Raw genomic sequence first — 26,833 nt, 5'->3', positions numbered from 1 at the left:
GGATATCAAACTGCCTGCGAGCGAATGAGCCCGGTAAGCATCTTGCGCACTTCCACGAGGTCATTTTGGATGGGGTCGTAAGATCCTTCGACGAGGAAGGTGAGGTCTCGGGCGAGGAGGAGCTGGTATTCGAGCTCCGTTGCAAATCCACGCGATTGGCGAAGGGACGCGACATAGTCGAAGGGTGTGTCCCGGCCACAGGCTTCTGCAATCTTCATGGTCATGTTCGCCGACCAGCGACGCATCGTTCCGCCAAGACCGGCCGATTCGGCCTTCGGGAAGGCTTCGGTCAAACGATGGATCTGCAGTGTCAAGGCATGGGATTTACGCCAGACATCAAGGGAACGAAAATCTCGCAAGGTTCCTCCGTGGTACGAGCAAGATGAGCTGTAGAGGCGCGAGGTTTGCAGGGGATCAGGAGCGAGGAGGAACTCTCGTGCCTCAAAGCCTGAAGACCTCGTTCCTCTACAGCTTCTGATTTCCCAGAGATTGTAGCGTCAGCCAGAGCTCATTGACTCTCGCCTCCAGTGAGGGGAGAGCGCCGCTGTTCTCGAGGACGAGGCAATGTGCTCTCTGTTCGGGAGTGATGGCCTGTTTCGCGAGGCGGGCGCGGGCGTCGGCTTCAAGCATGGCGCGTTCCGCTGGCGTGAGGTCGCGGCCTGCGGAGGAGCGCCGGACGAAGCGGGCAATCTTCACGGCCTCGGGAGCGGTCACCAGCACAATCGCATCGAAGCGATCCCGCCAGGGGGTTGCGCCGTCTCTGGCGGAAAAGATTAGCGCCGACTCGACCACGACGAGGGCGTTCGGATTGGTGCGCTGCAGCCCTTCGATCTGGCGTGCCTGCTCTCCAATCACGGCCGGGTGCACGATGGCGTTGAGCTCTTCCACGCGGGGGTGGGCGGGATCGAAGGCCAGGCGGGCGAGCTCGCGACGATCCAGCGAGCCATCGGGTTGCACGACGCCGGGGCCGAAGCTGGCGACGATGGCTGCATAGACAGGCTGGCCGGGCTGCATCATCGTGCGGCCCATCTCGTCGGACGAGAGCACGACAGCGCCGTGCTCCGCCAGCAGGCGCGCCACGGTGGACTTGCCGCTGCCCATCTCGCCTGTGAGGCCGACGCGGAGCATTCGTTGCCTAGGCGCGGCGCATGGCCGCGGCCTTTACGGTGTTGGACATCAGCATGGCGATGGTGAGCGCGCCGACGCCCCCCGGGACCGGCGTGTAGGCGGAGCTGATTGCGAAGGCTGCGGGGTCTACGTCTCCGATGATGGTGGAGCCGCGCTTGAGGAAGCCTTCACGGCGAGCCTGATCGGCAGAGAAGAACTTTTCGAACTCGGCTTCGCCCGTGATGCGGTTGATGCCGACGTCGATGATCGTCGCACCGGGGCGGACCATGTCTGCGGTGACGAAGCCGGAGCGGCCGATGGCAGCGACGAGGATGTCCGCCTCACGCGTGTAGTCGGCGATGCCTTTGGTCTTCGAGTGGCATACGGTGACGGTCGCCGAAGCGTTGATGAGCATGGCGGCGATGGGCTTACCCACGATGTTGGAACGGCCGAGGACCACGGCGCGCTGGCCTGCGACGGGGATGCCGCTGCGCTCGAGAACCTCCATGATGCCGGCGGGCGTGCAGGGCGCAAGCACTTCGGACTTTGGCGCGCCCGAGAGCAGGCGGCCTGCGTTGATGGGGTGGAAGCCATCGACGTCCTTGCGCGGATCGACCGCTTCGAGGAGCTTCGAGGTATCAACGTGGTCGGGTAGCGGAAGCTGGATGAGGATGCCGTCGATCTCATCGCGAAGGTTGAGCTGGGCGACGAGGTCGAGCAGCTCTTCGGTGGTCACAGTCGAGGGCGGAGTATGCAGCTCGGAGTAGATGCCGAGCTCGCCGCAGGTCTTGATCTTGCTGCGCACGTAGATCTGCGAAGCGGCGACATCGCCGACCAGAACCACTGCCAGGCCGGGGGTATATCCCTTGTCCTTCGCTGCGGAGACCTTGCCGGCAAGCTCCTGCTTGATCTCCCCTGCGATTGCCACACCATCCAGAATACGTGCGCTCACTGAAACCGCTCCCTCAACAACAGACGTCATAGGTCAAGGATATCGCGGGAGCTGAGATGCCGTTTGGTGGCCGTGGACGGTGTACGAACGCTGCGCAACACGGAAAATGAAACCCAAAGCGGTCTCCGAGTTCAAAAATCGCAGGGTTTCGCAGCACTTCCTTTGCATTTTGCTGCAACCCCGAGGCGGTGTCTGGGTTCTAACCAGAGACCATTCGCTGAAAGAGCGAGGCATACGCAGCACGCACCAAAGGTGTTCCGGAACACAGAGCAGGCGGCACCGAACAAGACACGATGCGGTAGCTAGAAATTCAGGAGGTGGTCCCGTGAAGCAAACCATGCAGAACGATTCCCAGGCAACGGCGCGCGAAGACCGCTCCCACGTTGAAAAATTCACTCATGCCGACCTGATGACGCTGCGCAGCGAGTTGCTGCAGAGCAGCGTGGATTCGTTCCAGGCGGCGGAGATTGTGTCGAACTTTCTTTCGGGGCGGGGCTACGGCGTCTGCTCGCAGGAGGCTCGCAAGATTGCGACCAGCCTCGAGATGCAGCGCGCTACTCCGGAATCGATGCAGGCGGAGCTGGAGCGCGTGGCGCGGGTGATGTAGGAGTTGTTCGTGGTGAGTTGCTACTGGATTTCGCCTTCGGGTTCGTCCGTGGGCGATTCGATCTCGGCGTTGAAGCCTTCGAGGAGGCGCTCCAGGTAGGCATCGCGGTCGAGGTCCTTCTTCGCGATCGCTTCGGCGTTCACGATGTGGCGGGCAAGATCCGCCAGCACGATGCCCCAGGCGAAAGGATCTTCCCAGACGCCGGAGCGAAGGCTAACGTGCTGGCCCTGCTCGGCGACCCAGACGCGGAGGAGCTCAAAGGCAGCCTTGTCGCGTGTGGCTGGCGGCGGCGGATCGAGAAACTTCAGACTGGCCATCGTTGCCTCCTGACTGGAAAACCCTAGCGGTTGGCGAGCGCGGCTTCGATGCTCGCGCCGACGTTCGCGCCGGCGAATTCGGCAGCGACGCGGATACCGTTCATGATGGCACGATCGTTGGAGGATCCGTGGCCCACGATGGCCGCGCCGCGGAGGCCCAGCAGCGGAGCTCCACCGTACTCGGTGTAGTCGAGGCTCTTCTTGAAGGCGGCGAAGGCCTTTTGCGACAGCAGAGCTCCTACCTGCGAGGTCACGGTGGACTTGAGGCTCTCGCGCAGGCTGGTGTTGACCAGCTTGGCCAGGCCTTCGGCGGTCTTGAGAGCTACATTGCCAACAAAGCCATCGCAGACCACGACGTCCACGCGACCGTTGAAGAGGTCGCGGCCTTCGACGTTGCCGATGAAGTTCAGCTTCGTCTCGCGCAGCAGCGGGAGGGTGTCCTTGGTGAGAGCGTTGCCCTTGGAGTCCTCTTCGCCGATGGAGAGCAGGCCGAGGCGCGGGTTCGCGATGCGCAGCACGTCGCGCGCATAGCGGTCGCCCATGTAGGCGAACTGCACCAGGTTTTCGGGGTCGCAATCGGAGTTGGCGCCTACGTCGAGTACGAGCGTGGGCGAACCGGTCGAGGTCGGGAAGACCGTCGCCAGTGCGGGGCGATCGACGCCAGCGAGCGAGCCGAGGACCATCTTGGCGGTAGCCATGGCCGCGCCGGTGTTGCCGGCGGTGACGAAGCCAGCGGCTCGTCCCTCACGCACCATCTTCAGGCCGACGCGCATGGACGAGTCACGCTTGGAGCGGACGGCCTGTGCGGCCTTGTCCTCCATGGTGATCCATTCGCTGGCCTGGACGAGGAATACGGGGGGGCGGTCCTGGCGGCGATAGCCACGCAGCGCCTCACGCAATTTTGGACGCAGGATCTCTTCCGGTCCCACGAGGTGGACGCGGACATCCAGTGTTCGAGCGGCAAGAATCGCGCCACGAATCTCAGGATCGGGCGCTTTGTCCGACCCCATGGCATCAAGGACGATGTCGATCGGCATGGATGCGCTGCGCAGTTGGTCTCGTATCTCTGGAATGGAACCGGGCCCGGCTGAACTTCAGCAGGACCCCGAAAGCGAAAGCAAGCTGCACCGTCCGTAGAGCGACGGTGCGGTCGACGGCTTACGCCGCGACCTTGGCCTCGCCGTAGGTGCTGCGGCCGTATACCTTGCACTTCTTGCAGATGCGGTGCGGCAGCTTCTTTTCGCCACAGTTGGGGCAAACCGAGAGACCGGTGGCGGTGAGGAAGTCGTGGCTGCGGCGCTTGGCGGTGCGCTGCTTGGAGTGGCGCCGTTTCGGATTAGGCATGTCAGTTCCTTTTGAGCTATGGCGGAGGACCTGAAACGTCGGGCCACACCATCCTAAGACTCAGAATCAAAATTCTTGCGAACCTTCTGGGCTCGCAGCAGGGATATTTCGGGGGTCAGGCTTTGGGCGCGGTCAGGTCGGCAAGCGCCTTCCACCGGCTGTCCACCACAGGCTGCACGCAGTCGCACTTGGTGCGGTTACGATTCGCGCCGCACTGCGGACACAGACCCTGGCAGTCCTCTTGGCAGAGCAACCGTCCGGGCAGGGCAAGTAGCACCTGCTCCCGTACGGCGTCCTCCAGCAACAGGCCGCTCGTTTCATAATACCCGATTTCTGTCTCGTCTTCGGTAATAGAATGTTCGCCCGGTTCGGCATCGGCACCGGCGGGGCGGAAGAGCAGGTCGAAGGTCGTCTCTACATGCTGCGGGACGGAGTCGAGACAGCGGGCGCAGGCAGCCTCAAAGTCCCCGGCGAGCTTCGCACGGAGGCGAATGTCGTCGACGAACTCCTTCGGCCCACGATGTTCGACAATGAGCTCGGCGCGGCCTTCGACCCTGAGGGGCGTGATCTGCCGGACCTCCGGCGAGTAGTCTATGGCTCCCGGTTCGAAGGTGACGTCCAGCGCTAGCGGTTCGTCGACGAGTTGCTGCGGTTCAATGAGCATGGCCCTGCCTTATTTTCTCACGTATTGGACGGCGGGGAGGAGGGAACGATGCAGCGCAGGGACCGGCCTAGCCGCCGAAGAGCCTGATTCCCGCGATGCCGGCGGCTCCGGCGGCGAGGCAGCTCGCGGCGTTTTCCGTGGTCACGCCGCCGAGGGCGAGGACCGGCGTCTCGCCAGCCGCGGCGCAGGCCTCGCGAAGAAGATCGAGGCCACTCCCCCCTCTCACCAGTTCACCCTGCACTCGCTTCTCAAAGACGGGGCCGAAGACGGCGAAGTCCGCTTCCTGCCCTACGGCACGGCGGACGTCCTCGACGGCGTGGCAGGAGATGCCGACGATGGGCCGCGGAAGTCCCGCGACGGCGTACAGCTCCCGGACCTGCTGCGCGGTGAGCTCGCCGGCGCGGGAGGTGAGATGGACGCCGTGGGCGCGGGAGGCGACGGCCACGTCTGCGCGGCTGTTGACGAGGAGCCGGGTTGCGGCGCCCACGGATGCGATGGCTTCGAGCATGGCCCGGGCAGCGTGGTAGAGCTCGCCTGCAGGCAGGGAGGGCTCACGCAGCTGCACGAAGTCGATGGCGGATGCGGCCCAGTCCCTGGCCAGCGCGGCCAGCTCTGCGGGGCGAGCGACCGTTCCCGGGGTAATGGCACAGCGCAGAAGAGTTTGCGGCGATGCCGAAACAGTCCCGGGTGTGATGCCGATAACAGCCATACTCGCTCCTGTCATGGTACCGAAGCTTTGAAGGGCTATGATGAGGACGGAACAAGCCTAGGCGGCCCCAATCCTTCGTCTTGAAGGTACTTGTGGCCGAGGGGAACCGGACCCCGGCCCGACGTGCTTTCAAAATTTATCGAGGAGATACCCACCCGAACGTATGCCAGGCGCCTACGACCTCATCGTGATTGGATCCGGCCCTGCCGGACAGCGTGCGGCCATCTATGCCGCCAAGATGGGCAAGCGCGTCGCCCTGGTGGAGTCGCGCGAGGTGGTGGGCGGCGCCTGCATCAACACCGGCACGATCCCCTCGAAGACCATGCGCGAGGCGGTGCTGCACCTCTCGGGCTACAACTACAAGTCGATCTATGGCATGAACTACCGCGTGAAGGAACGAATCACGATGGCGGATCTTGCCTTCCGCACGCAGCACGTGATCAAGACCGAGGTGGACGTCACCGAAGCGCAGCTCTCGCGCAACAACATCGAGATGCTGGTGGGTATTGCGAGCTTTGAAGACGCCACGCATGTGAAGGTGACGAACTCGCGCGGGTCGACCGTCTATGAGGCCGTCAACGTCCTCATAGCCACAGGCACCAAGCCTGCGACCTCGCCGAAGGTTCCCATCAACGGCACGACGATCGTGAACAGCGACCAGGTGTTGAACCTGAAGGAGCTGCCGCGCACGTTGATCGTGGTGGGCGGCGGCGTCATCGGCGTGGAGTACTGCTGCATGTTCGCGGCGCTGGGAGTGCGCGTGACGCTGATCGAGCGCCGGCCGCGGCTACTGGAGTTTGCAGACCAGGAGATCGTGGAGGCGCTGAGCTACCACCTCCGCGACGCTCGCGTGACCATGCGGCTGAACGAGGGCCTGGAGTCGGTGGAAGAGAGCGCCGAGTGCGCGGTCGTCGCGAACCTCGAGTCAAAGAAGAAGCTTTCCGGCGATGTGCTGCTGTATGCCGTCGGACGCCAAGGCAATGTGGATGAGCTGAATCTGCCCGCAGTGGGCATCGAGGCCGACTCGCGCGGGCGTATCCCGGTGGACAAGGACTTCCGCACGAAGTGTCCCAACATCTTTGCTGCGGGCGACGTGATCGGATTTCCCTCGCTGGCATCGGTGTCGATGGAGCAGGGCCGCATTGCGGCGGCGCGGTCCTTTGGCGATGTGCAGATTGTGTCGAACCCGAGCTTCTATCCGTACGGCATCTACACGATCCCGGAGATCAGCTTCATCGGCAAGACCGAAGAGCAGCTGACGGAAGAGGATGTGCCCTACGAGGTTGGCCTCGCGTACTACCGCGAGATCGCCCGTGGTCAGATTCGCGGCGATACAACGGGCCGGCTGAAGATCATCTTCCATCGCGAGACGCACTCGCTGCTCGGAGTGCACATCATCGGCGAAGGCGCGAGCGAGCTGCTGCACATTGGCCAGGCTGTGATGGCGCTGGGCGGCAAGCTGGAATACTTCGTGGATACCGTCTTCAACTACCCGACGCTGGCAGAGTGCTACAAGGTGGCGGCATTCAACGGCCTGAACCGCGTCGCGAGGCTGTACTAATTTCGGGGTCGGATTGACGACTCAACAACCCAGCAGCTACCGTCTCCTAGCCCGCGCCGCCCATGGCGCATCCGAGTTGTACGAGAGGATTTGACGATGAGCGAAGCCACATCGAGCGCTGCGACGACGATCGTAGGTGTCACGATCTCCGAGCGCCTGCTGGCCGGCATGGTGACCGGCCATGTGGTCGACGGCCCGATTCTGGCTTTCCCCGAGCCACGTTCCACAGACGGTGAAGACGACAATCCGCTGATCGAGCTCCCAGCCGATGACCTGGCGAACGCGATCAGCGACCTGGTCGCGCGGGTGATGAAGGGCCGCGAGAAAGAGCTGAAGGCGGTAGGCATCTCGCTGCCCGGCTACGTGAAGAACGGCGTCGTGGAAGAGGCGCCGAACCTGCCGCAGTTGAAGGGCGCGCGCTTCCGCGAGATGGTGATGGCCGGGCTGGCAGCGCGAGGGATGGAAGTGCCGGTGGTGCCTTCAAACGACGCGGACGCCATCGCAGCGGGGCTTGCCTCGCAGCGCGGCAAGCTGGACAGCACGATTCGTGTCTGGACGCTGGGCACAGGCATCGGCTTTGGGATGTACCCGTTCACCGGTGAGGTGATGGAGGGCGGCCACAGCGTGGTTTCGCTCGACGACAAAGAGAACTACTGCGGCTGCGGCGGACGTGGGCACCTGGAAGGCATCATGGGCCATCGTGCGATGCGGCTGCGCTTCCTCGACATGGAGCCGGAGGAGGTGTTTGAGGCCGCCAACAAGCGCTCCGACGCGCGTTGCGTGGAGTTCAAGCAGCTGTGGCACAAGGCGCTGGCCGCGGCGACCGCAAGCTCGATCCACTTCGCGGGAGCGGGCAAATTTTATCTCTCGGGGTACAACGTGCGCTTTGTCGATCTCCCGATGCTGCGCGACTATCTGCACCAGATGGTGAAGATGAGCTCGCTGCAGAGCTACTCGATGGAGATCGTCGCGGAAGACCAGGAGACACGGATCGTGGGCGCTGCGGTGTTTGCGGAGCAGGCGGAAGAGTAGCGCGGAAAGTATCTGCGGAAACGACGAAGGCGGCCCTGATGGCCGCCTTTGTTACGTTGGACTGGAACAGACTCTGAAGAACCTGCGTTACGCGACCTGCGGCTGCTGCGTCTTGAGGCCGCGTGGCGCACGGCGCACCACTGGCAGCGCGGAGGCTGCGGCGATGGCGGGAGCAATCACATTGAGGCCGAGGACGCGGCGCATCAGCGAGCGGGTGCCACCGGTGAGGCGAGCATCTTCAGGCTCGCCGGTGAGACCAGGAACCGAGCTGCGCAATGAAGCGACGCGGGAGGCGGGATCATCCATGGCGCCATCCTGGGGCTGACGGAAGCGCATCTCTTCGGGCCTCTGGGGGCGTGCGCTGGAGCCGTGTCCAGAGCGGCGCCAGCTCATCGACTCAGCCGTTGACTCACGGCCGTTCGAAGGATTACTGCGAAAGATAGGCATTGTTCCCTGCATTTTCCATGTCTCCTGACGAAGAAGCTCTGGATGAGACACCGCGGGTGTGCACGCCCGAAGGGGCGCGAAAGGAAGTTCAAGAAGGATCTGAAGCCAGGGCTTGTTCGACTGCTTCTGGGAGCGGCTCACACAAATGGGGCCGTAAATTGCCAATCGTCTCGATGTGCGTCGAGGTGCGCGAAGCACGCCGCACACGAATACGATGACGCGAGTGTGCTCCTAGTTGCCCACTTTTTTTTAAAGGACGAGTGAATTTCAGGCCGTCGAACCAAAATGGGCCACGGTAAAACGCTTGACGGAGCTTCAGCACGACCGCATCGCGGGCTGACGGCAGATTTCGCGCTGTGCCTAAGCCTCGAAAGGGATGGCAGCGAGAGCTTCGCGGATGCGCGTCCAGGCCTGATCGAGCATCTCGGGGAGGACGCGGGTCTCGGCGAGCACGCTCATGTAGTTGCCGTCGCCGTTCCAGCGAGGAACGACGTGCCAGTGGAGATGGTCGACGACCCCGGCGCCGGCAGCTTCCCCGAGGTTGAGGCCCATGTTGAGGCCGTGGGGTTTATAGGCCATACGGAGAGCAGTTTCGGCGCGGCGCAGGAGACGCGTCAGCTCATCTGCGGTGGCGAGATCGAGCGCGGACAGCGAGTGCTGGTGGACGTAGGGCACCGCCATGATGTGGCCGCTGTTGTAGGGATAGGCGTTGAGCACGAGGTAGCCGGTGCGGCCGCGTTCGACGATGTTGGCAGTCTTGTCGGCCTCGGCGGGGTCCATTCCCTGCTGGACCGCCCACTCGACGGCGCCGAGCATGTTGCAGAAGACACACTGCCTGTCGCCGGGCCAGCCGTGGAGTTGTGGCGGGACGCCGCGGCGGGGGTCGGTCTTCTCGCCGCCAACGACGTAGTGATAGCGCCAGGGGGTCCAGAGGTGCTCCATACGGCAACGATATAGGAGCAGGCTGAACTCTGGCAGGAATGTGCCGATGGAGTGATGGAGAGAGGTCGACGGCAGACGCTGGAACTTTTCGCGCACGGGTAGCCGGTTTTCGCACGATCTGCGAAGCCGGCAGGCCAGGTGCCGCGTCTATTAGCGAGTAGGCCTCGCTGTTGTTGATCCCGTTTTACAAGCTTCATTGACCGGGCTTGTGGCGGCTGCTACACTTCATTTGAACCCCTGTGTGCGGGACCCAGTCGCAGGCGGTTCTTCCAAGGCTTCAATTCTCGCTCCCGCTGACATCTTCGACCTGACAGCTAGCCTTCCCTTTGAAGGCGAGATGTTGTGCCGCCGAAAATGCCCAGTTTTTACAGCGGAGAGCCGGAGCCACTGGGTCCGGAGTCGCTAGACCGATGGCCGAGACCGACCAGATATCCAACCACGAGAGTATAGCCCTGAACACCACACTCGAAACCACGCCCGAATCTCCTGAGACGACCGCCGACACGACGGCCCCCACCCCGACCGCAGGCGAGCAGCAGTCCGTTGCCGCCGAGCAGCCCACAACCGTCCCCCAGGTCACAGCATCCGCCGAAGTAGCAGCAGATGTTGAGCCCGAGTACGACGCCGATGACTTTGCCAAGGCGCTGGAGAGCTTTGACCGTGAGCAGGCTGCAGAGACCGCAGCGGCCCAGGCACTCACCACCGATGAAGCAGTCGTCACCGGAACCGTCGTCAAGATCACCGACAAGCACGTGGTGGTCGACATCGGACTCAAGAGTGAAGGTCTGATTCCCCTGGACCAGATCGTGGACCACACGGGTGCGCCCAAGGTGAATGTGGGCGACTCGATTGAGGTCGTCGTCGAGCGCGAGGACAACGATAGCGGCGGCTACATCGTCAGCTACGAGAAGGCCCTGCGCCACAAGGTTTGGGACAAGCTCGAAGAGGCGTCGAACACCAAGACCCCGGTCAAGGGCATGGTTCTGGCCCGCGTCAAGGGCGGCCTGACCGTCGACATCGGCATCAAGGCGTTCCTGCCGGGTTCGCAGGTCGAGATCCGTCCGGTTCGCAACCTGGATGCGTACATCGGCCAGGAGCTCGAAGTCCGCGTCATCAAGCTGAACAAGAAGCGTGGCAACGTCGTGATCTCCCGCAAGGAGATTCTCGAGGAAGAGCAGAACGCGAAGAAGGACGTAACGCTTTCGTCGCTGGAAGAGGGCTCGGTGTTCACCGGTGTCGTCAAGAACCTCACCGATTACGGTGCGTTCGTTGACATGGGTGGCCTCGACGGCCTGCTGCACATCACCGACATGAGCTGGGGCCGCCTGACGCATCCGCGCGACCTGGTGAACGTTGGTGACGAGATCCAGGTGAAGGTGCTGAAGTTCGACAAGGAGAAGCAGCGCGTCTCCCTCGGCTTCAAGCAGCTGACGCCCGATCCGTGGCTCGATGCCTCGGAGCGTTACCCGATCGGCGCGCAGGTTCGTGGCCGCATCCTGTCGGTGACCGACTACGGTGCGTTCGTTGAGCTCGAGCAGGGCATCGAAGGCCTGGTCCACGTCAGCGAAATGACCTGGTCCAAGCGGATGAAGCACCCGTCGAAGATGGTGAAGCCGGGCGATGAGGTCGACACGATCATCCTCGCGGTGAACCCGAACGACCGCCGCATCTCGCTGGGCATGAAGCAGCTCCAGGACAATCCCTGGGAGCAGCTCGAGAACAAGTACCCCACGGGTGCTCTGGTCGAGGGTCGCGTACGCAACCTGACCGACTTCGGCGCTTTCATCGAGATCGAAGACGGCATCGATGGCCTGGTACACGTCTCGAACCTGAGCTGGACCAAGCGCATCAAGCACCCGTCGGAGGTCCTGAAGAAGGGCGAGAAGGTCAAGGCTGTTGTGCTCGGCGTAGAGCCGGAGAACCGCCGCCTGTCGCTGGGCATCAAGCAGCTGCAGCCGGATGTCTGGGATACATTCTTCGATCAGCACCGCGTTGGCGACGTCATCAAGGGCAAGGTTCTGCGCACGGCGCAGTTCGGAGCCTTCGTTGAGATCGCTGAGGGTGTTGAAGGTCTGTGCCACGTCTCCGAGGCAGTTGACGAGACCGGCAAGCAGATCACGCTGGAAGTCGGCGGCGAGCACGAGTTCAAGATCGTGAAGATGAACCAGGAAGAGAAGAAGGTCGGTCTGAGCATCCGCGCTGTCGGCGAGGAAGCCAGCCGCGCTGAGGTCGAGAGCTACAAGGAGACGCTGAAGGGTAGCGGCTCCAAGGGCTCGGCGAAGGGCTCGGGTTCGAGCTCGACGACGACCCTGGGCGATCTGCTCAACTGGAAGCGCGCCGAAGAGGAAGAGGGCCGCTAAGCCCGCTTCACTTCGCAAGCAATTGGAAAGGCCACCCTCACGGGTGGCCTTTCTGCGTTGAGGGCGTTGTTCGTGTCCGGGCATCGATGTCGGGCCTTTGGCCCTCAAGAGCCAAAGAGCGAACCCGGGCGGGGTTGCGCGGACTGGGAAACGCACTAGCGCTGGAGGGCGAAGTCCTTGATCGCCACCTGCGGGCCGGCAAGGGAGCGTGCCCGGGCGGGGAGGATGCGCACCGTGATCTCGTCCACGCTGCGGCCGCGGAGGTAAGACGGCAGCGTGAAGCTGACGCTATCCTCAACCGGCGGACGCTTCAGCGGCATCGGCGAGACGAGGCTGGTCTTGAGGTACAGCTGGCCGAGCGCTGCCTTCGACGGTTTTGCCCTGCCTCCGGTCCCAGGAACTGCGGTCTCGTGCAGGATCACCTCGATCGATATCGGCCCGGCGACGGTATCGGCGTTGGTGACGTCGATGCGCAGCGAGCTGCAGCAGGACATGGCGACGGGGCGGCCGAGCTTCTGGTGCGCTTCCATGACGAGCGGCAGGCGGTCGGTGGAGAGGACGCGGTTCTTGACCGGGTCTCCGTGCATGAGGTGCGGCGCGGGGCCAGGGTCGGCGTCGGGAGCCTTGAAGTACCAGTAGGCGCCGTCGAAGGGGATCACCTGGGTCTTTCCGGGGAGCTCGCTGGCGCCGGCGACCGTGGGCGCGACGATGGGATGCGGCACCGGTGGAGGCACGAGAATCAGGCCTACGTAGCCGCTCGAGTTGCCGTGGCCAAGGTGCGGTGCGCCGATCGGCCGTCCATGCGTATCGATGTGCATCATGCCGGCGATGACGCCTTCAGCGTAGGTGGCCATGAAGGGTGTGAGCGCGAGCACCAGCAGAAGCCAGACGACCACGGAGTTTGCGGTCGCGGCGCGGTTGGAGGTCCTGGCGTGATTCCGTGGGTCGCCTTGATTCGGCCTGCGGCTTTGCAGCTTGTGCAGCGGATACAGGGCTGCGATCCCGAAGAGGCAGCCGGAGGTCCAGGCGTGGTCTGCGACGAGGGCGACGATACCCAGCTCAAACGCTACGACGGCCCCCGCGGCGGGAAGAAGTGCGCGCCAGAGCTCCCTGCCGTCCTCCATCACGAGGGCAAAGCTGAGGGCCTCCGGCTTATGTGGCGGGAGTTCAAGCTCTGGCAACGCGCGCTCGCTGCGCCAGCGCAACAGGAGTGCCGCGAAGATCGCAGTCACGGGAATGATCAGCGACACCCACGGCGAACGCTCGGCCGTCAGAAGAGCCAGCAACGGCAGCCAGACGACGACGATCCATGCAGCCCAGATGAGCGAGAGGATGAGTGGCCAGTGGGCCGTCTCGGTCTCTTCGCGGACGCGGCAGACGCTCCAGACCGCGATGGCATGCACCGCCGCCGCCAGGAGGACATACGCCGTGGCGAGGGAGACGATCTGTCCCCAGGAGTGAAGCTTGTGCGACGGAGGTGAGCAGACGAAGCCCGCGACCAGGGCCGTTGCGACACCACTGACACCGAGAGGCCATGCCAGCGGCAGTGACCGCTGCCTTGCAGCTGCTGCACTCATGAGGAGCCCTTCCACAACGGAGATGGTCTGCGACAGATGCGTGCTACGGGTGCGTGCTCAGGGTGCGTGCTCAGGGTTCGTGCTTAGGGGGATGGTGCGAGCGGAACAGCTTGATGCTGTCACAGCGGCTTCAGCGATGGCAATGGGTAGCCAGCGCAAAAAATGAGCGCCGCTTTGTGGGGGGCGCTCGGGAGGAAGTGGGAGGGAAAGAGATTGCGAGGCGAGATCAGCCTTCCACGATCGTGCGAAGGTCCGTGGCCACGCCTCCGAGGAGTTCGGCCTGCGCCGAGAGCTCCTCGCTGGCCGCAGCCGTCTGTTCGGAGCTGGCTGCGTTATTCTGCGTCACGCGCTGCATCTCGTGGATCGATTGATTGATCGTTCCGATGCCGCGGGTCTGCTCGTCGCTGCCGTTGCTGACACGGTCGACCATGGCCCTGGCCTTGGCGGTGTTCTCGGTGATGGATTCCACGAGGCGGGAGATGGTGTCGAGCTTAAGGCTCCCGGCGTTGGCCTTCGCGATGGAGTCGGCGACGAGCGGAGCCGCGTTGTGTGCGGCTTCGGCCGAACGCTGTGCGAGGTTGCGCACCTCGTCGGCCACCACCGCGAAGCCCACACCGGCGTCGCCGGCGCGTGCTGCTTCTACCGTCGCGTTCAGCGCGAGGATGTTGGTCTGGAAGGCGATCTCGTCGATGACCTTGTTGAAGGCGCCGATCTTGCGGCTGGCCTCCTGGATGTCCGCCATGGAGCGATTCATCTCGATCAGCGCAGTGCTGGAGCGACGTACCTGCTCGTCGACACGCTCCATCTCGCTGGCGGCGTCGCGAGCATCCGCTGCGTTGCTCTGGGTCTTCTCGGCGACCACTTCGCTGATTCCTGCAGCCTGGGAGAGCGACGAGGCCTGTTGCGAAGCTCCGCTGGCGAGCGTCTGGTTGGACTGCGCGATCTCGTTGGTTGCGCTGCGCACCTGATCGGCGCTGTCAGAGAGGGTGTGCACCAACTCCAGAAGTTTGCCGCACATGCGTGAGAGCAGGAAGTAGATGCCGGCGCCGATGGCCATGGCGATGGGAAGCACCCAAAGCAGCGCCATCAGCATGCCATGACTCACCTCGGAGTCGACCTTATCCAGCTTGCCGCGCAGCAGGAACGCGCCGTGACGGTCGCCGGGCTTCCAGTTCTCCATCGTGAAGCCGACCATGTCCTTGCCGTTGTGGGTGGGGCTGGTGGCAGGATCACCGTGGCACAGCATGCAGTCCTGCGAAAGAACGACGGGACGAACGTAGACGACCTCGTTGGTCTTTTCGTTGACCTCGAAGTAGTCAGGGAGGTTATTGCGCTCCATCACCTGCAGGATGCGGTCTTCATCGGCGTTGGGCTGGTTGGCCTGGTTGCGCGGATGGCGTGTGGGAATGCGAAAGGTATATCCCTCTTTGTCCGCCATCTTGCGGAGTGTCTCCCACGCAGCGACGACGGGCACCGTGCGATAGAGGCTGGTGGAGCGGTAGTCCGAGACGCCAGCGGCCTCGGACCTGAGGGCTGCTTCGTCAAACATGTGCAAGCGCCGCATCTGGGCGACGGCTTCGCGGGTGTTCTCGGCGCCGGAGACGGCGGTCGCCATGGTGTCTCGCATCATTTCGATGCCCTGTTGACGCATGATGCTGCGCTCGACCAGCAGGCCGATAGCGGTACTCACGAGTACCGCCGCGATAGAAATCGTGGTTAGCTGTGTCTTAAACGTCATAAGCTCTCTTCGTCGAAGTCGCAGCGCCCGGTAACGCCGAATGTCCAACGGCTATCGGCGTCCAGTTGGTTGGGGTTAGGCTTAACCTTCCAGCTGAGACACTTGAGGAGTGGGGATTTCCCGCGATGGAACGGATTTTCGGCTCACACTAGATATCAGCGCGGTCAGTGTCCCAAACTCAGCCAATCGGAAGGATGCTAGGCTGCTTCACATGCGCGCTATCGCCTGCGGCCTTCTCTTCGTCTTCTTCGTCAACGGATTTACCCACGCCCAGCTGCCTGCGGATTCGCGCGCGAAGGTGGAGACTCTCGCAACGGAGACGCTTCGCACAAGCGGCGTTCCTTCTGCCTCGGTGGGGATCGTGAGTGAGGGCGAGGTGAGTTTCACGCAGGCCTTTGGGCTGGCGCACGTGAGCCCGGACGTAAAGGCATCCGCCGCGATGGCGTACCCGATCGGATCGATCTCGAAGCAGTTCACCTCGGCAGCCCTGTTGCTGTTGCAACAGGAGGGCAAGCTTTCCCTCGACGACAAGGTGGGCAAGTATTTTCCGGAGCTCACGCGGTCGAACGACATCACGATCCGCAACCTGTTGACGATGACGAGTGGCTACGAGGACAATGCGCCGCAGGATTACATCATCCCTTCGTGGCTGAAGCCCGTGGATCCACTGACGCTGGTTCGCCAATGGGCGGAGAAGCCGCTGGACTTTGAGCCGGGCACCGACTGGCAGTATTCGAATACGAACTACGTGGTGGCGGGGCTCATCGTCGAGAAGGTAACCGGGCAGCCGCTCATGAAGTTTCTGCGCGAGCGGATCTTCACTCCGTTGAAGCTGGAAGGCATCGTGAACACCTATACGGAGCGAGAGAAGCTGGAGGTGACAGGCTACGTCTCCTACGCGATGGCCCCGGTGCGGGAGCAGGCGCTGGAAGGTACAGGCTGGTGCCAGGGAGATGGCGATCTCGCGATGCCTGTTGCGACGCTGCTGAAGTGGGACCTCTCGATCATGAATCAGACACTGCTGAAGCCGGAGAGCTACAAGGAGCTGGAGACTCCGTTTGTGTTGAAGGACGGCAGAGACTCGGGCTATGGCCTTGGAATCAACGTGCGGATGGTGAATGGGCACCGGATGATTTCGCATTCGGGCGAGGTGGGAGGATTTGTCTCCGACAACGTGATGTACCCCGAGGACCACTTTGCGGTGGCCGTGCTGACCAACGAAGTGGCAGCATCAGCCGCGGCAAAGATCGCGAACGGTGTGACCGGCGCGATGATCCCGGCAGTCAGCCCCGCGAAGAAAGAGTCGGGCAACCGAGGCGATTCCCCGCGCAGGTTTGAGGCCGTGCCGGAGACCGGCGTGCTGAAGGGCTTTGGAGCAAAGCTTGCCACGATCCTGGATGAGCTGGAGAAGCGGAAGATCGACCGCAAGCTCTTCACCTTCGACTGCAATGCGTACTTCAGCGCGGATGCCTTGAAGGATTTCTCGGGGACGCTGACGCCTTACGGTCCGGTGACAAATGCGATTCTGACGGGAAGCGCGCAGCGTGGCGGAATGACCTTTGCCGCTTACGCCGTGAGCTTTGAGCATGGGCCTCCGGTAAGGGTCACTCTCTACCTCCAGCCGGATGGCGCGATCGAACAGCTGCTCGTGACCGGCAAGTTGTAACGCGCTTCGAGAACGTGCTGACGATCTTTCAGGCATTCCCGAAGCGGGCCAGCTGCGGCTGAACCGCAGAGGACAAAGCTGACGGCCGGCACGACGACGCCGATAGGCAATGGCATGTCGCGACTGCCGCTGCTACGTCTTGCCGCCTGCCTGATCCTGAGCCCCACAATGCTGGCTCACGCAACGCCGATTCCGGCGCCGGAGGTGCACGCCGGCGAGACAAAACCCCAGGCAAAGGAGCTCAGCGGTCGTGACCTGGTGCGGCCGAGGGCGGCCATACGCGACGACGAGATGACATCGATGGAAGACGGCCCGCGTGGTGAAGTTCGTCCGGCGCCGGGCGCAAACGATACGCCCCCGTTCTCGTCCGGACCGAACGAAGGGCTGCTCTGGATCTACGCGCTGGCCGGTTGTGGGGGCGTTGGCATGGTGGCCTTTCGCAGGGGCGGCAAGAAAGACTGATGCAACGGTTGTAAGGCCAGCGCGGCCTATGCCGTTCGCTCGCCAGAGTGTTCCCCGGAAGCGTCACGCTCTGGAAAATCCGAGTCGGCGTCCTTGAGCTCGGGATCCTGATCGCGATGCCCAAGCTGGCCGGCCATCGAAACCTGCGAGGCCTCCTGCCCCGAGCCGATCGGATCGTTCTCCACTGCGCCGAGAGAAGCGTCTTCGTCGGGCTGTACGAGAGTACGGGGATTCCTCATTGCGATACCTCCAAAGGGCAGACCTGAAGCTTGGATGGCTGAGCGGCCACCAGCGTTGTCGCTGCAGTCCGAGGAAGTGGAATGCGGGCGTGGATTTTCCTACAACTCCTAAACTTTTAGTTGACAGAAGCGAACTGCGCGCCTAATGTCCTAAGTTATTAGGAGACGCAATGGTACCCGGAGACGACAAGAGCGGTTTCACGAAGCTGGAGCTGGAGCTGATGCAGGTGATCTGGCGGCGCGGAGCCAGCACGGTTGCAGAGGTTCAGGAAGAGCTTGAACAGGAGCTGGCTTACACCACCGTGCAAACCATGCTGAACATCCTGGAGCGCAAGAAGAAGCTGCAACGCGAGCTGCGCGGTCGCGCTTTTGTCTACAGCGCTGCGGTGAGCGAGCAGCGCGCGACGGGCAATGCCCTGCGGGATCTGATCGACCGCATGTTTGGCGGGTCGAGCGAAGAACTGGTGATGAGCCTGGTGAAGACGCGGCAGATCAATCCCAAGCGGCTGGCGAAGCTGATGCGCAAGCTCGAGGAGGACTGATGCGCGCGACACAAACCTTCGTAGATACGGTCGTCCTCAACTATGCGCTGAATGCCGCGTGGCAGCTTCCGGTGCTGTTCTGTGCGGCGTGGGCCGCAACGAGAATGCTTCGTCGCGAGGGGCAGGCGATGGAGCAGCGCATATGGGGTGCGGCATTATTCGTTGCGGCGATTGCGCCCGCGGCCTCTGCGGCGTGGCCTTCGCTGGCGGAGCTCGCGACTTTCCTCACCAGTCTTCAAAGGCATCCTGCCGCGGCGAAGAACGGCGCCGTTACGATCCATACCGGGCCTGCCTGGACGCATGGCTCGCTGTCGTTCACGGGGCCGCTCGCACATGCTGTCAGCGCTGGACTCCTCTTCGTTACCGCATGCTTTGCCCTGCGGCTGCTTTGGTCGATGGTGCAGACGCGCCGATTGGCCAGAGAGGCCAAGGCACTCGTATTGTCCGCCGATGCTGCGGCGCGCTGGAAGCAGCTGTGTATCTCACTTCGCGTGAGGCCTCCACAGATCGCGACAAGCGCCACTCTCAGTGGGCCGGTTGTGCTGGGTGTGATGCGACCCATGCTGCTTCTACCGCCGGAACTGCTGTCTGAGCTTTCAGCCGACGAGTTCACCGCTGCGATGGCGCATGAGCTGGCGCATGTGCGGCGGAGAGACTTTGCACTTCACCTCGTGATGCAGATTGCGGCGCTCCCACTGCGCTGGCATCCGCTGCTCTGGCTGCTGCTCGCAAGGATTGAACAGTCGCGCGAGGCTGCCTGCGATGCAATCGCGGCTGATGCGCTTCAAGGATCGCAGGCTTATGCGCGCTCGCTGCTGAAGCTGGCTGCATGGATCGGCGAACGCAACCCAACCCCTAACCCGCACGCGCTCGGACTCTTCGAGAGCGGGCCGCTCGAAAGGAGAATCATGCTTCTCACTGAACGTACTTCCACTCTTTCCCGCCGCTCGAGCCTGCTGCTTCGTGTTGGTGCCGCAACCTTGCTTACAGCTTCCTGCGCTGCTGCGATGGCGCTACATCTTGGAGTAGGCGCAGCCGCAGCGCCTCATCAAGCTTCAGGGCCGGATGCTCCCATCAGCGTAAAAGGCGGCGTCATGGCCGGGCAGATCCTGACGAAGGTTGCACCAATCTATCCGCCTGACGCGAAGGTGGCGAAGATCCAGGGCTCCGTGGTCCTCGACGCGGTCATCGCGAAAGATGGAACCATTCGCGATCTCAAGGTGATTTCGGGGCCGGATGAGTTGCAGCACTCCGCGATGGACGCGGTGAAGCAGTGGGTCTACAAGCCGTATCTGCTCAACGGGAATCCCACTGAGGTGGAGACGAAGATCACGATCAACTATTCGCTGGCAAAGTAACTGGTGCATCGCAACATCGAGCAGGTGAAGGGCAGCCGCTAGCGTTTCTTGCGGCTGCCCTTTTTCTTTGCGGTGCGGTCTTTGGTCTTGCGGCTCTTGCCGCCTGAAGCGGACTTCGCCTTCTTCGCTTCGGACTTGCCGCGGCGCATGCCGGGTGCGGGTGCGCCGGTGTTAGCGATGGGCTCCGTGCCGGGCAGCAACGCGAACTGCAGTCTGCGCTGCTGGCGATCGATGCGATCAAGCACAACCTCAACGCGCTGGCCGAGATCGAAGACGTGTCCAGTGCGCGCGCCAACGATGGTGCGATCCGTGTCGCGGAAGGTGTAGTGATCCCCAACGAGCGATGTGATGGGCACGAGACCTTCGATGAACATCTCATGCAGCTCGACGAAGAAGCCGTACTTGGTGACGGAGAGAATGACGGCCTGAAAGTCGTCGCCGATCTTGTCGGCCATGAACTTCATCTTCTTCCACTCGATGAGCTCGCGCTCGGCGTCGGCGGCGCGGCGCTCGGACTGCGAGCTCTCGGAGGCGATGTCTTCGAGCTCCTGCACGGACATGGGGCCGTTGTCTTCGATGCGGGGCTTCTCGAACGATTTCCCTCCCCAGGGCTGCGGTTCACTGCCAAGGATCGGCGCACCTTCAGGGTCCGCATCGCTGCGCAGCATGGCCCGCAGCAGACGATGCACGATGAGGTCCGGATAGCGGCGGATGGGCGAGGTGAAGTGCGTGTACGCGGGCGACGCCAGCGCGAAGTGGCCCTCGTTCTTCTCTGCATAGCGCGCCTGCTTGAGCGAGCGCAGCATGAGGTACGCGAGGATGCGCTCCTCCGCGTGGCCGCTGATCCTGCGCACGAGCTTCTGGTACATCTGCGGCGTGACGGGGATGGCTTCGGGAACCTCGTGCTGCTGTGGTGCGCGGGTATCTCTTCCCCGTGCGGAGTTACTGCGCGACTCGCGACGATCGGACTTCATCGTGAACTTCTTCACGGGAAGGTTGCCGATACCGAGTGACTGGCCGAACTGCGAGGCGGTCTCCTCGAACTCGACGACGCGCTTGGGGTCCGGCGTCTCATGGATGCGGTAGATCGACGGGATGCCCTGCGCTTCGAGCCAATGCGCGACGCACTCGTTGGCGCTGAGCATGAACTCTTCGATGAGGCGATGAGACCAGCCGCGCTCGGAACGGACGATGGCCTTCATGTTGCCGTCCGGGTCGAACTGCACGATGGGCTCAGGCAGATCGAAGTCGATGGAACCACGGCGCACGCGTTTGGCATTGAGGCGCAGGGCAAGTTCAAGCATGGCGTCGAAGGCTGCGGGAAGGTAGGGGTGCTCGAGCCCGATGCGCTCCCGTTCGGCGAGGTCTTCGGCACTGGGTTCAGGAATCACTCGCTGCGCATGCTCATGCGAGCCACGTAGCTCGCCTGCGTTGAGGCAGTGCTGCACCGTCGTATAGGTGCAACGGCGCACGCTGCGGATGATGCCTTCCGCGAGGCGATAGGCGACGATATCGCCGCGGGCATCGATCTCCATAATGCAGCTGAGGACGAGTCGATCTTCGTTGGGCAGCAGCGAGCACATGCCGCTGGAGAGCTCATGCGGCAGCATGGGCACGGCGCGGTCCGGGAAGTAGACGCTGGTGCCGCGCATGCGGGCTTCCGTGTCGAGCAGAGAGCCGACGAGGACGTAGTCGCTGACATCAGCGATGTGCACCTGCAGTTCGGTGTGCCCGTTGGCGAGCGGACGCACAAGGACCGCATCGTCGAAGTCGCGCGCGGTCTCGCCGTCGATGGTAACGATGGGCAGGCCACGGAAATCTTCACGCAGCTCCTGCTCTTCCGGGTCGAGGGTGCCAGGGCCGTACTCGGCACGCTCGCGGGCCTCTGCTAAGACGTGGGCCGGGAAGGTGTGCGGGATGTGGTGCTTGCGGATGACGATCTCAACGTCGACGCCAAAGGCATCGGGCGGCCCCAGGACCTCGATGACGCGACCGCGGGCGGGCTTGCCAGCTGACGGGAAGGCAGTGACTTCAACGTCAACCGCCAGGCCTTCAAGAGGCCAGCGCGAGTCGGTCTCCCACCCTGCGGCCCTGGCTTCGTCGCCGAGGGTGCGGTGCGGAGAGTCTTCGGCGTGGGTAACGACTTCCGCGCCCGCCGGGATGACGATAGGGCCGCCGAGGCGCTCATCGATGGGGTGAACGACGTTCTCGTGGATTCCCGGGGTGTCCCAGTTGCCGCGGCGGCCGCCAGCGCGCGCGTAGCGGAAGATACCCACGATGGTCGGGTTGCGGCGCGTGAGGACGCGGGCGATGCGGCCCGACCGGCGGCCATCGCGCGCCGGAGGAGCTTCGTCCACCAGGACCTGGTCGCCCTGCATGGCGCCGTTGATCTCATTGGGAGGAATAAAGATGTCGCCGGTGGCGCCGGATGCGCCGCTGTCCTTCTCGGCGCGCACAAAGCCGAAGCCGTCGCGGTGCAGATCAAGGCGTCCGCTGACGAGGCGATCCCGGCCGGACCGCTGCGTCTCCTCGAAGCCGGCCCACATGCCTGGCCCGCTCCGGGACGTGCGTACCTTGCGGCCGGGATAGGCCTCGCCGGTGGGCCGGGCGGGGGTGGTGCCGTCCGGGTCTGGCCGCGGGACTGCCCACATCTCCTGGTCGACGCGAAGGAGCTCGCCGCGGGCGACCATGCGGGTGAGCTGCTCCAAGAGGAGACGGCGTTCGCGCCCGCCGCCGAGGCCAAGTTCGCGGATGAGCTGCTTGTAGCCCGCCCTGCCGCCGGCGGAACGGCCGATCCGGGAGATCAAATCGCGGTCGCTGCGGGGGTAAGGACTACGCGCCATGTGCCTTGAGCATACCCTTCGGGCGGGTTTGCGGGGCACTTCCGCAGGCAGAAGCGAGTCGATCCAGATGCGTCCTCTTCCGGGACATGGTTCCCAATTTGGCTGACACGGAGGGGCTTACGCCTCCTCCGGGACTGTCCTGAAATGGGATCGCGGGGTGCTTGAGGCTTGACTCTGACCCCCTTCGAACGTCATGTTACCTTAGTAACCCTTGTCCATTGCATATTCCGTTAAGTAGCTGAGCAGCATAGATTTGCCGCCTCCTGCGCCTTATGTTGTAGATGTCTACCACGGAAGGAGTAGGTGACTACCACCTGCGTGGGACGGTTGTGGATCTCGCCGCCGGGATGTTGGAGCCGAGCACCACATTGCACCATTTCGGAATTGGAACTAGGAGATAACAAAAAATGAAGATCACACTCGTGCGTGCCCTCGTAGTTGCGCTCGCCCTGGCGGGCTTCAGCGCCACCACCGTTTCTGCAAAGACCACCGTAAAGCCGGCGACCAGCGCAGTTCCCGTGCCGCTCTGCCCCCCGGGCGATCCGAACGGCTGCGGCATCGACTAACGGTCAAGCCCTATTTCGATAGGGCGTGAACCGAAAGTTGTACACTTTAGTTCTTGTCGAAACCCCTCACTCCCAAATAGCTTTGGGAGTGAGGGGTTTCGTGTATGCAGACGAAAGTACTGCTCGAATACGCCAACATCGCTGAGGTTTTCCTGAGCATCGTGGTGATGCTCGTGATGTGGCGGCGGCGCGTTCTCCGCAACTTCCCTGTTCTTGGTGTCTACCTCGGCGTTCAGACTTTCAATGTAGCGACTTCAACCGCTCTGATTTTCTTCCGCAAGGAGATGCACCTCAACAAGGTCATCGCATACGACATCTACTTCTGGACCTACTGGTTCTGCTATGCCGTCCAAGCCGTATTGCTCGTCTTTATCATTCGGAGTGTCTTCAGCATCGCGATGAAGCCGCTGGAAGGACTGCAACAGCTAGGCAAGATCATCTTCCGTTGGATTGTTGCGGTTTCGATTGTGCTTTCCGTTGTGGTGGTGGCCGGTAATCTGGTCTCTTGGGCAAATCGCTCCATGATGGAGGCGATTACGACGATCGCCAGCCAGGTCCACGAAGGCACTTGCATCCTTACCCTCTGCCTTCTCTTGTTTGTGTGCTTCGCGGCTCATCCGCTGGGGTTGACTCCTCGCAGCCGCATCTTCGGTGTAAGTCTCGGGCTGGGCATCATCGCGGCGACAAATCTGGTGCAGGCCGCCTGGTACACCAGCAACTCGGCCCACAATCTTTACTCCCCGGTGTACTTCATCACCATCGGCGGAAGTGTGATCTCGCTAATCGTCTGGGGCACCTATTTTGCCCTGCCGGAGCCGGAGCGCCGCATGATTCTGCTCCCGACGACTTCGCCGTTCTTCTTCTGGAACAAGGTTTCGGAGGCGCTGGGTGATGATCCTGGCCATGTAGCGGTTGCGGGCTTTACGCCGGACATGCTGGCCCCCGGCGAGCTCACCGTGCTGACGGCGATGAGCAAGGCGGCGCGGGCGCGAGACACGCAGAACTCGGCCGACGCGCTTGCTCACATGAACGAGCTCCACTCGGTCGCCCAGTAACGCGCTATGAGTTCTTGCAGAACGGGTCCGGCAAACGCTGGGCCCGTTTCGCATTGGCTCTTCAGCCGGATCAGGAACCAGGTTCCTGCGGGATCTGGCGGCTCACCGCGTCGGCCCGCACGCGGCGCATGTAGTCTTCCAGCCGCTGGCCTCGCTTTGGCGTGAAGGTGCGCGTGGCAAGGCTGAACTGCTCGATGCGATCCAGCCGGAAGGTGCGAAAGTCCTCGCGGGTTTCGCACCAGGCGGCGAGCGTCCAGACGCCGGACCAGAACGCCAGCGCAAGCGGCCAGACGAGCCGGGCCTCGGAGCGGGACTCGTCTTCGCCCAGCCGAGTGTAGCGAAACGAGACAACGTCCCGGCTGAGGCAGGCAGCGTGGAGCTTGTCGAGCAGACGGCGGTGGGCCTGCTGCATCTTGTAACCCGGAGCATAGAAGCGGATCGCTTCGAGCGGAGCGGAGAGCTCGGGCGGCAGGACAGCCTCGATGCGGGCCAGGGCCGACTTGGCGGCGATCACGGACTCCGCGCCACCCCAGGCCTCCACGAGGCGTGCGCCAAGGACCAGAGCCGTGAGTTCGTCGGGAGTGAACATGAGGGGCGGGAGATCGAAGTCGCGGCGGAGGGTATAGCCGACGCCGGCTTCGCCCTCGATGGGCTGGCCGGCGAGTTGGAGGTCGCGGACGTCGCGGTAGATGGTGCGCTCGGAGACCTGGAGCCGTTCGGCCAGGGCGCGTGCGGTCTTCAGGCGGCCGGAGCGAAGCATCTGCACGATGCGGAAGAGGCGGTCAGCGCGACGCATCGAGACCGCCCTTCGGGGGAAAGCAAGCCCTAGAACTCGCGGGAGTGCAGGCCAACATGGTTTCCTTCGGAGTCCTCGATGCACGCGAAGTAGCCAAAGCCACCGGGGATGGCCGTGCGCGGCACGAGCACCTTCGCGCCGAGCTTCTCGGCGCGCTTGACGGAAGCGTCGAGCTTGCCATCGGCGTTGAGGTAGACGACGGTGCCGTTGCTGTTGGGCTTAGCGTGCTCGCGATGAACGATGCAACCGCCGACGCCACCGGGCTGCGATGGGAACATGTTGCAGGGCTCGGGCCCGGGAAAGGCCTGCAGCTTGTCATCGAGCACGGTCTCGTAGAACGCGGTGGCGCGTGCGAAGTCGGTGGTCGGAATCTCAAACCATGTGATGGCATTGGTTTCGAACTTGTTCATGGCGCTCTCCTTCATCTCTCGTGCGGAAGTGAACTACGAGAGTGAGAGTAGGAGATGCCTGCTGACAGCATAGTGTCAGGAGCGTGTCAGGAGTGCACAAAATTCCTGGCGCGCTAGTACGCGTCGCCGCCGCCATCATGCATGGTGTCGAGGTTTTCGAAGCGAGTGAAGTCGGAGAGGTAGGCCATCTGCACGGAGCCGGTGGGGCCGTTACGCTGCTTGGCGATGATGATCTCGGCCTTGCCCTTCACGTCTTCGTTTTCGCGGTCGTAGTACTCCTCGCGATGGATGAAGGCGACGAGATCGGCGTCCTGCTCGATCGAGCCTGATTCGCGGAGATCGGAGAGCAGCGGCTTCTTGTCGCCGGTGCGCTGCTCACTGCCACGCGAGAGCTGCGAGAGCGCGATGACGGGCACGCCGAGCTCCTTCGCGAGGCCCTTGAGGCCACGCGAGATGGACGCGACTTCCTGGGTGCGGTTGTCGAAGCCCTTGCCACCCTTGTTGGAGCCGGTCATCAGCTGGAGGTAATCGATGATGATGAGGTCGAGGCCGTTCTCCTGCTGCTTGAGGCGGCGGACCTTGGCGCGCATCTCGGCGAGCGTGATGCCGGGGGTGTCGTCGATGAAGAGCTTGGAGCCCATGAGGCGATCCAGCGCGGCGATGAGCTTGCCTTTGTCTTCGCGCGGGATGAAGCCGGTCTGCAGCTTACGCGAGCCGACCATGGCCTCCGACGCGAGCATGCGTCGCAGCAGAGCTTCCTTCGACATTTCGAGCGAGAAGACAGCGACGACCTTGCCATCGCGCACGGCGCAGTTCTGGCCGATGTTGATGGCCCATGCGGTCTTGCCCATGGATGGGCGCGCCGCGATGATGATGAGGTCGGAAGGCTGCAGGCCCGAGGTCATCTTGTCGAACTCGATGTAGTGCGTGGCGAGGCCGGTGACCTCGCGGCCCTGCTCGTAGAGTGCGTCGATGGTGCCGAAGGAGCTGGCGACGATGGCCGGGATGCCGGAGAAGCCGCGCTGGATGGCGGAGTCGGCCACGGCAGCGAGCTGGACCTCGACGTCGTTGAGGACCTTGGTGGCTTCCTCGCTCTGGTCGGCGGCGGCGGCCATGCCTTCGGAGAAGATCGAGAGCAGCTGCCGCAGCAGCGACTTGTCCTTGATGATCTGGACGTAGCTCTCGATGTTGGGATTGCGCGGAATGCCCTCGGTGAGGAACGCGAGGTAGGACTGCCCGCCGACGGCGTCGAGCTCCTTGGTCCTGGAGAGCGCGTTGATGAGGGTGATGAAGTCGACGGCCTGCCCCTGCTCGACGAGTTCGAGGATGGCGCGGTAGATGCGCTGGTGGGAGTCGAGCGCGAAGTCGTCGGCGCGCAGCTTCGCCGTGGCGTCGGTGATGGCGACGCCGTCGAGCATCATCGCCCCGAGGACCGTGATCTCGGTCTGAATGGAGGCGGGAAGAGTTTCGCCGATACCGGCGGAGGAGCTGAAGGAAGCCATGTCTCTCTTCAGTGTAGAAGCGCGGGCGCGCGGACCT

The 26,833-nt window shown here is 63.1% G+C and carries 27 protein-coding genes; 10 read left to right on the top strand and 17 right to left on the bottom strand.

Annotated elements, in window-relative coordinates; translation table 11 throughout:
• Positions 1–5: 5 nt before the first annotated feature.
• From C4S68_RS19065 to C4S68_RS19055, 3 genes are all read right to left on the bottom strand, one after another.
• Positions 6–359 (bottom strand): four helix bundle protein, encoded by a 354-nt coding sequence (locus C4S68_RS19065; RefSeq protein WP_268807301.1) that lies wholly within the window; start codon positions 357–359, stop codon positions 6–8.
• 106 nt (positions 360–465) lie between these two features.
• On the bottom strand, positions 466–1,128 hold the full coding sequence (gene coaE, locus C4S68_RS19060; protein ID WP_103934697.1) for a dephospho-CoA kinase: 663 nt from the start codon (positions 1,126–1,128) through the stop codon (positions 466–468).
• 7 nt (positions 1,129–1,135) lie between these two features.
• Complete coding sequence (locus C4S68_RS19055) at positions 1,136–2,059, bottom strand: bifunctional 5,10-methylenetetrahydrofolate dehydrogenase/5,10-methenyltetrahydrofolate cyclohydrolase (RefSeq protein WP_235011713.1); 924 nt, start codon at positions 2,057–2,059, stop codon at positions 1,136–1,138.
• Between the two features lie 325 nt (positions 2,060–2,384).
• Between C4S68_RS19055 and C4S68_RS19050 the strand changes: the two genes are divergently transcribed.
• Positions 2,385–2,666, top strand: coding sequence for a hypothetical protein (locus C4S68_RS19050; protein WP_235011712.1), 282 nt, complete (start codon positions 2,385–2,387; stop codon positions 2,664–2,666).
• 20 nt (positions 2,667–2,686) lie between these two features.
• Here the strand turns inward: C4S68_RS19050 and C4S68_RS19045 are convergent, their stop codons facing one another.
• From C4S68_RS19045 to C4S68_RS19025, 5 genes are all read right to left on the bottom strand, one after another.
• Positions 2,687–2,983, bottom strand: a complete 297-nt coding sequence (locus C4S68_RS19045; RefSeq protein ID WP_103934695.1) for a DUF5076 domain-containing protein — start codon at positions 2,981–2,983, stop codon at positions 2,687–2,689.
• Positions 2,984–3,006: 23 nt separating this feature from the next.
• Positions 3,007–4,020, bottom strand: coding sequence for a phosphate acyltransferase PlsX (plsX, locus tag C4S68_RS19040; RefSeq protein WP_103934694.1), 1,014 nt, complete (start codon positions 4,018–4,020; stop codon positions 3,007–3,009).
• Between the two features lie 121 nt (positions 4,021–4,141).
• Positions 4,142–4,327, bottom strand: coding sequence for a 50S ribosomal protein L32 (gene rpmF, locus C4S68_RS19035; protein WP_103934693.1), 186 nt, complete (start codon positions 4,325–4,327; stop codon positions 4,142–4,144).
• Between the two features lie 115 nt (positions 4,328–4,442).
• Positions 4,443–4,991 carry a YceD family protein gene (locus C4S68_RS19030; protein ID WP_103934692.1) on the bottom strand — a complete coding sequence of 183 codons (549 nt, stop codon included), beginning with the start codon at positions 4,989–4,991 and terminating at the stop codon, positions 4,443–4,445.
• A 67-nt stretch (positions 4,992–5,058) separates the two neighbouring features.
• The gene (locus tag C4S68_RS19025) at positions 5,059–5,700 is read right to left on the bottom strand and encodes a thiamine phosphate synthase (protein ID WP_160115240.1); all 642 of its coding nucleotides are present in this window, start codon (positions 5,698–5,700) and stop codon (positions 5,059–5,061) included.
• A gap of 163 nt (positions 5,701–5,863) precedes the next feature.
• Here C4S68_RS19025 and sthA point away from each other — a divergent pair, with 163 nt between their 5' ends.
• Both sthA and C4S68_RS19015 read left to right on the top strand, forming a co-directional pair.
• Positions 5,864–7,261: a Si-specific NAD(P)(+) transhydrogenase gene (sthA, locus tag C4S68_RS19020; protein ID WP_103934690.1), complete on the top strand. Its 1,398-nt coding sequence runs from the start codon at positions 5,864–5,866 to the stop codon at positions 7,259–7,261.
• 96 nt (positions 7,262–7,357) lie between these two features.
• Positions 7,358–8,293 carry an ROK family protein gene (locus C4S68_RS19015; RefSeq protein WP_103934689.1) on the top strand — a complete coding sequence of 312 codons (936 nt, stop codon included), beginning with the start codon at positions 7,358–7,360 and terminating at the stop codon, positions 8,291–8,293.
• Between the two features lie 87 nt (positions 8,294–8,380).
• On the opposite strand, the gene C4S68_RS19010 is transcribed toward C4S68_RS19015, so the two are convergent.
• Together C4S68_RS19010 and C4S68_RS19005 are read right to left on the bottom strand one after the other, a co-directional pair.
• Complete coding sequence (locus C4S68_RS19010) at positions 8,381–8,740, bottom strand: hypothetical protein (RefSeq protein ID WP_160115239.1); 360 nt, start codon at positions 8,738–8,740, stop codon at positions 8,381–8,383.
• A 360-nt stretch (positions 8,741–9,100) separates the two neighbouring features.
• A complete protein-coding gene (locus C4S68_RS19005; RefSeq protein WP_327333866.1) occupies positions 9,101–9,778 on the bottom strand; it encodes an HIT family protein in 678 nt (225 codons plus the stop codon).
• Between the two features lie 314 nt (positions 9,779–10,092).
• Between C4S68_RS19005 and C4S68_RS19000 the strand changes: the two genes are divergently transcribed.
• On the top strand, positions 10,093–12,042 hold the full coding sequence (locus tag C4S68_RS19000; RefSeq protein WP_103934686.1) for a 30S ribosomal protein S1: 1,950 nt from the start codon (positions 10,093–10,095) through the stop codon (positions 12,040–12,042).
• 155 nt (positions 12,043–12,197) lie between these two features.
• Here C4S68_RS19000 and C4S68_RS18995 read toward each other — a convergent pair whose 3' ends face one another.
• Both C4S68_RS18995 and C4S68_RS18990 read right to left on the bottom strand, forming a co-directional pair.
• Positions 12,198–13,619, bottom strand: coding sequence for a hypothetical protein (locus C4S68_RS18995; RefSeq protein WP_103934685.1), 1,422 nt, complete (start codon positions 13,617–13,619; stop codon positions 12,198–12,200).
• A gap of 226 nt (positions 13,620–13,845) precedes the next feature.
• Complete coding sequence (locus C4S68_RS18990) at positions 13,846–15,357, bottom strand: methyl-accepting chemotaxis protein (RefSeq protein WP_103934684.1); 1,512 nt, start codon at positions 15,355–15,357, stop codon at positions 13,846–13,848.
• A 211-nt stretch (positions 15,358–15,568) separates the two neighbouring features.
• Here C4S68_RS18990 and C4S68_RS18985 point away from each other — a divergent pair, with 211 nt between their 5' ends.
• Positions 15,569–17,023, top strand: a complete 1,455-nt coding sequence (locus C4S68_RS18985) for a serine hydrolase domain-containing protein (protein ID WP_103934683.1) — start codon at positions 15,569–15,571, stop codon at positions 17,021–17,023.
• A gap of 114 nt (positions 17,024–17,137) precedes the next feature.
• Entirely contained in the window at positions 17,138–17,485 is a 348-nt protein-coding gene (locus C4S68_RS18980) for a hypothetical protein (protein WP_146072229.1), read from the top strand.
• A 26-nt stretch (positions 17,486–17,511) separates the two neighbouring features.
• Here the strand turns inward: C4S68_RS18980 and C4S68_RS18975 are convergent, their stop codons facing one another.
• A complete protein-coding gene (locus C4S68_RS18975) occupies positions 17,512–17,724 on the bottom strand; it encodes a hypothetical protein (protein WP_103934681.1) in 213 nt (70 codons plus the stop codon).
• Between the two features lie 170 nt (positions 17,725–17,894).
• On the opposite strand from C4S68_RS18975, the gene C4S68_RS18970 reads away from it, so the two are divergent.
• Together C4S68_RS18970 and C4S68_RS23300 are read left to right on the top strand one after the other, a co-directional pair.
• Positions 17,895–18,266 (top strand): BlaI/MecI/CopY family transcriptional regulator, encoded by a 372-nt coding sequence (locus C4S68_RS18970; RefSeq protein ID WP_103934680.1) that lies wholly within the window; start codon positions 17,895–17,897, stop codon positions 18,264–18,266.
• Positions 18,266–19,624 carry a M56 family metallopeptidase gene (locus tag C4S68_RS23300; RefSeq protein WP_160115238.1) on the top strand — a complete coding sequence of 453 codons (1,359 nt, stop codon included), beginning with the start codon at positions 18,266–18,268 and terminating at the stop codon, positions 19,622–19,624. Before C4S68_RS18970 ends, C4S68_RS23300 begins: the two co-directional genes overlap by 1 nt.
• A gap of 38 nt (positions 19,625–19,662) precedes the next feature.
• Here the strand turns inward: C4S68_RS23300 and C4S68_RS18960 are convergent, their stop codons facing one another.
• Positions 19,663–22,467 carry a ribonuclease R family protein gene (locus tag C4S68_RS18960; protein ID WP_103934679.1) on the bottom strand — a complete coding sequence of 935 codons (2,805 nt, stop codon included), beginning with the start codon at positions 22,465–22,467 and terminating at the stop codon, positions 19,663–19,665.
• A 407-nt stretch (positions 22,468–22,874) separates the two neighbouring features.
• Here C4S68_RS18960 and C4S68_RS23425 point away from each other — a divergent pair, with 407 nt between their 5' ends.
• Positions 22,875–23,033, top strand: coding sequence for a hypothetical protein (locus C4S68_RS23425; protein ID WP_200821590.1), 159 nt, complete (start codon positions 22,875–22,877; stop codon positions 23,031–23,033).
• A gap of 104 nt (positions 23,034–23,137) precedes the next feature.
• Positions 23,138–24,088: a hypothetical protein gene (locus tag C4S68_RS18955; RefSeq protein ID WP_103934678.1), complete on the top strand. Its 951-nt coding sequence runs from the start codon at positions 23,138–23,140 to the stop codon at positions 24,086–24,088.
• 70 nt (positions 24,089–24,158) lie between these two features.
• Here the strand turns inward: C4S68_RS18955 and C4S68_RS18950 are convergent, their stop codons facing one another.
• The 3 genes from C4S68_RS18950 to dnaB form a co-directional block, all read right to left on the bottom strand.
• Positions 24,159–24,884 carry a helix-turn-helix transcriptional regulator gene (locus tag C4S68_RS18950; RefSeq protein WP_103934677.1) on the bottom strand — a complete coding sequence of 242 codons (726 nt, stop codon included), beginning with the start codon at positions 24,882–24,884 and terminating at the stop codon, positions 24,159–24,161.
• Between the two features lie 29 nt (positions 24,885–24,913).
• Positions 24,914–25,294 carry a VOC family protein gene (locus C4S68_RS18945; RefSeq protein ID WP_103934838.1) on the bottom strand — a complete coding sequence of 127 codons (381 nt, stop codon included), beginning with the start codon at positions 25,292–25,294 and terminating at the stop codon, positions 24,914–24,916.
• Between the two features lie 113 nt (positions 25,295–25,407).
• Complete coding sequence (gene dnaB / locus C4S68_RS18940; protein ID WP_103934676.1) at positions 25,408–26,796, bottom strand: replicative DNA helicase; 1,389 nt, start codon at positions 26,794–26,796, stop codon at positions 25,408–25,410.
• Positions 26,797–26,833 lie beyond the last annotated feature (37 nt).

The organism is Bryocella elongata, from assembly GCF_900108185.1.
In the GTDB taxonomy this organism is placed as follows: Bacteria; Acidobacteriota; Terriglobia; order Terriglobales; family Acidobacteriaceae; genus Granulicella; species Granulicella elongata.
Note: the sequence above shows the minus strand (reverse complement) of the source record. Positions and strands in the feature narration are given on the sequence as shown.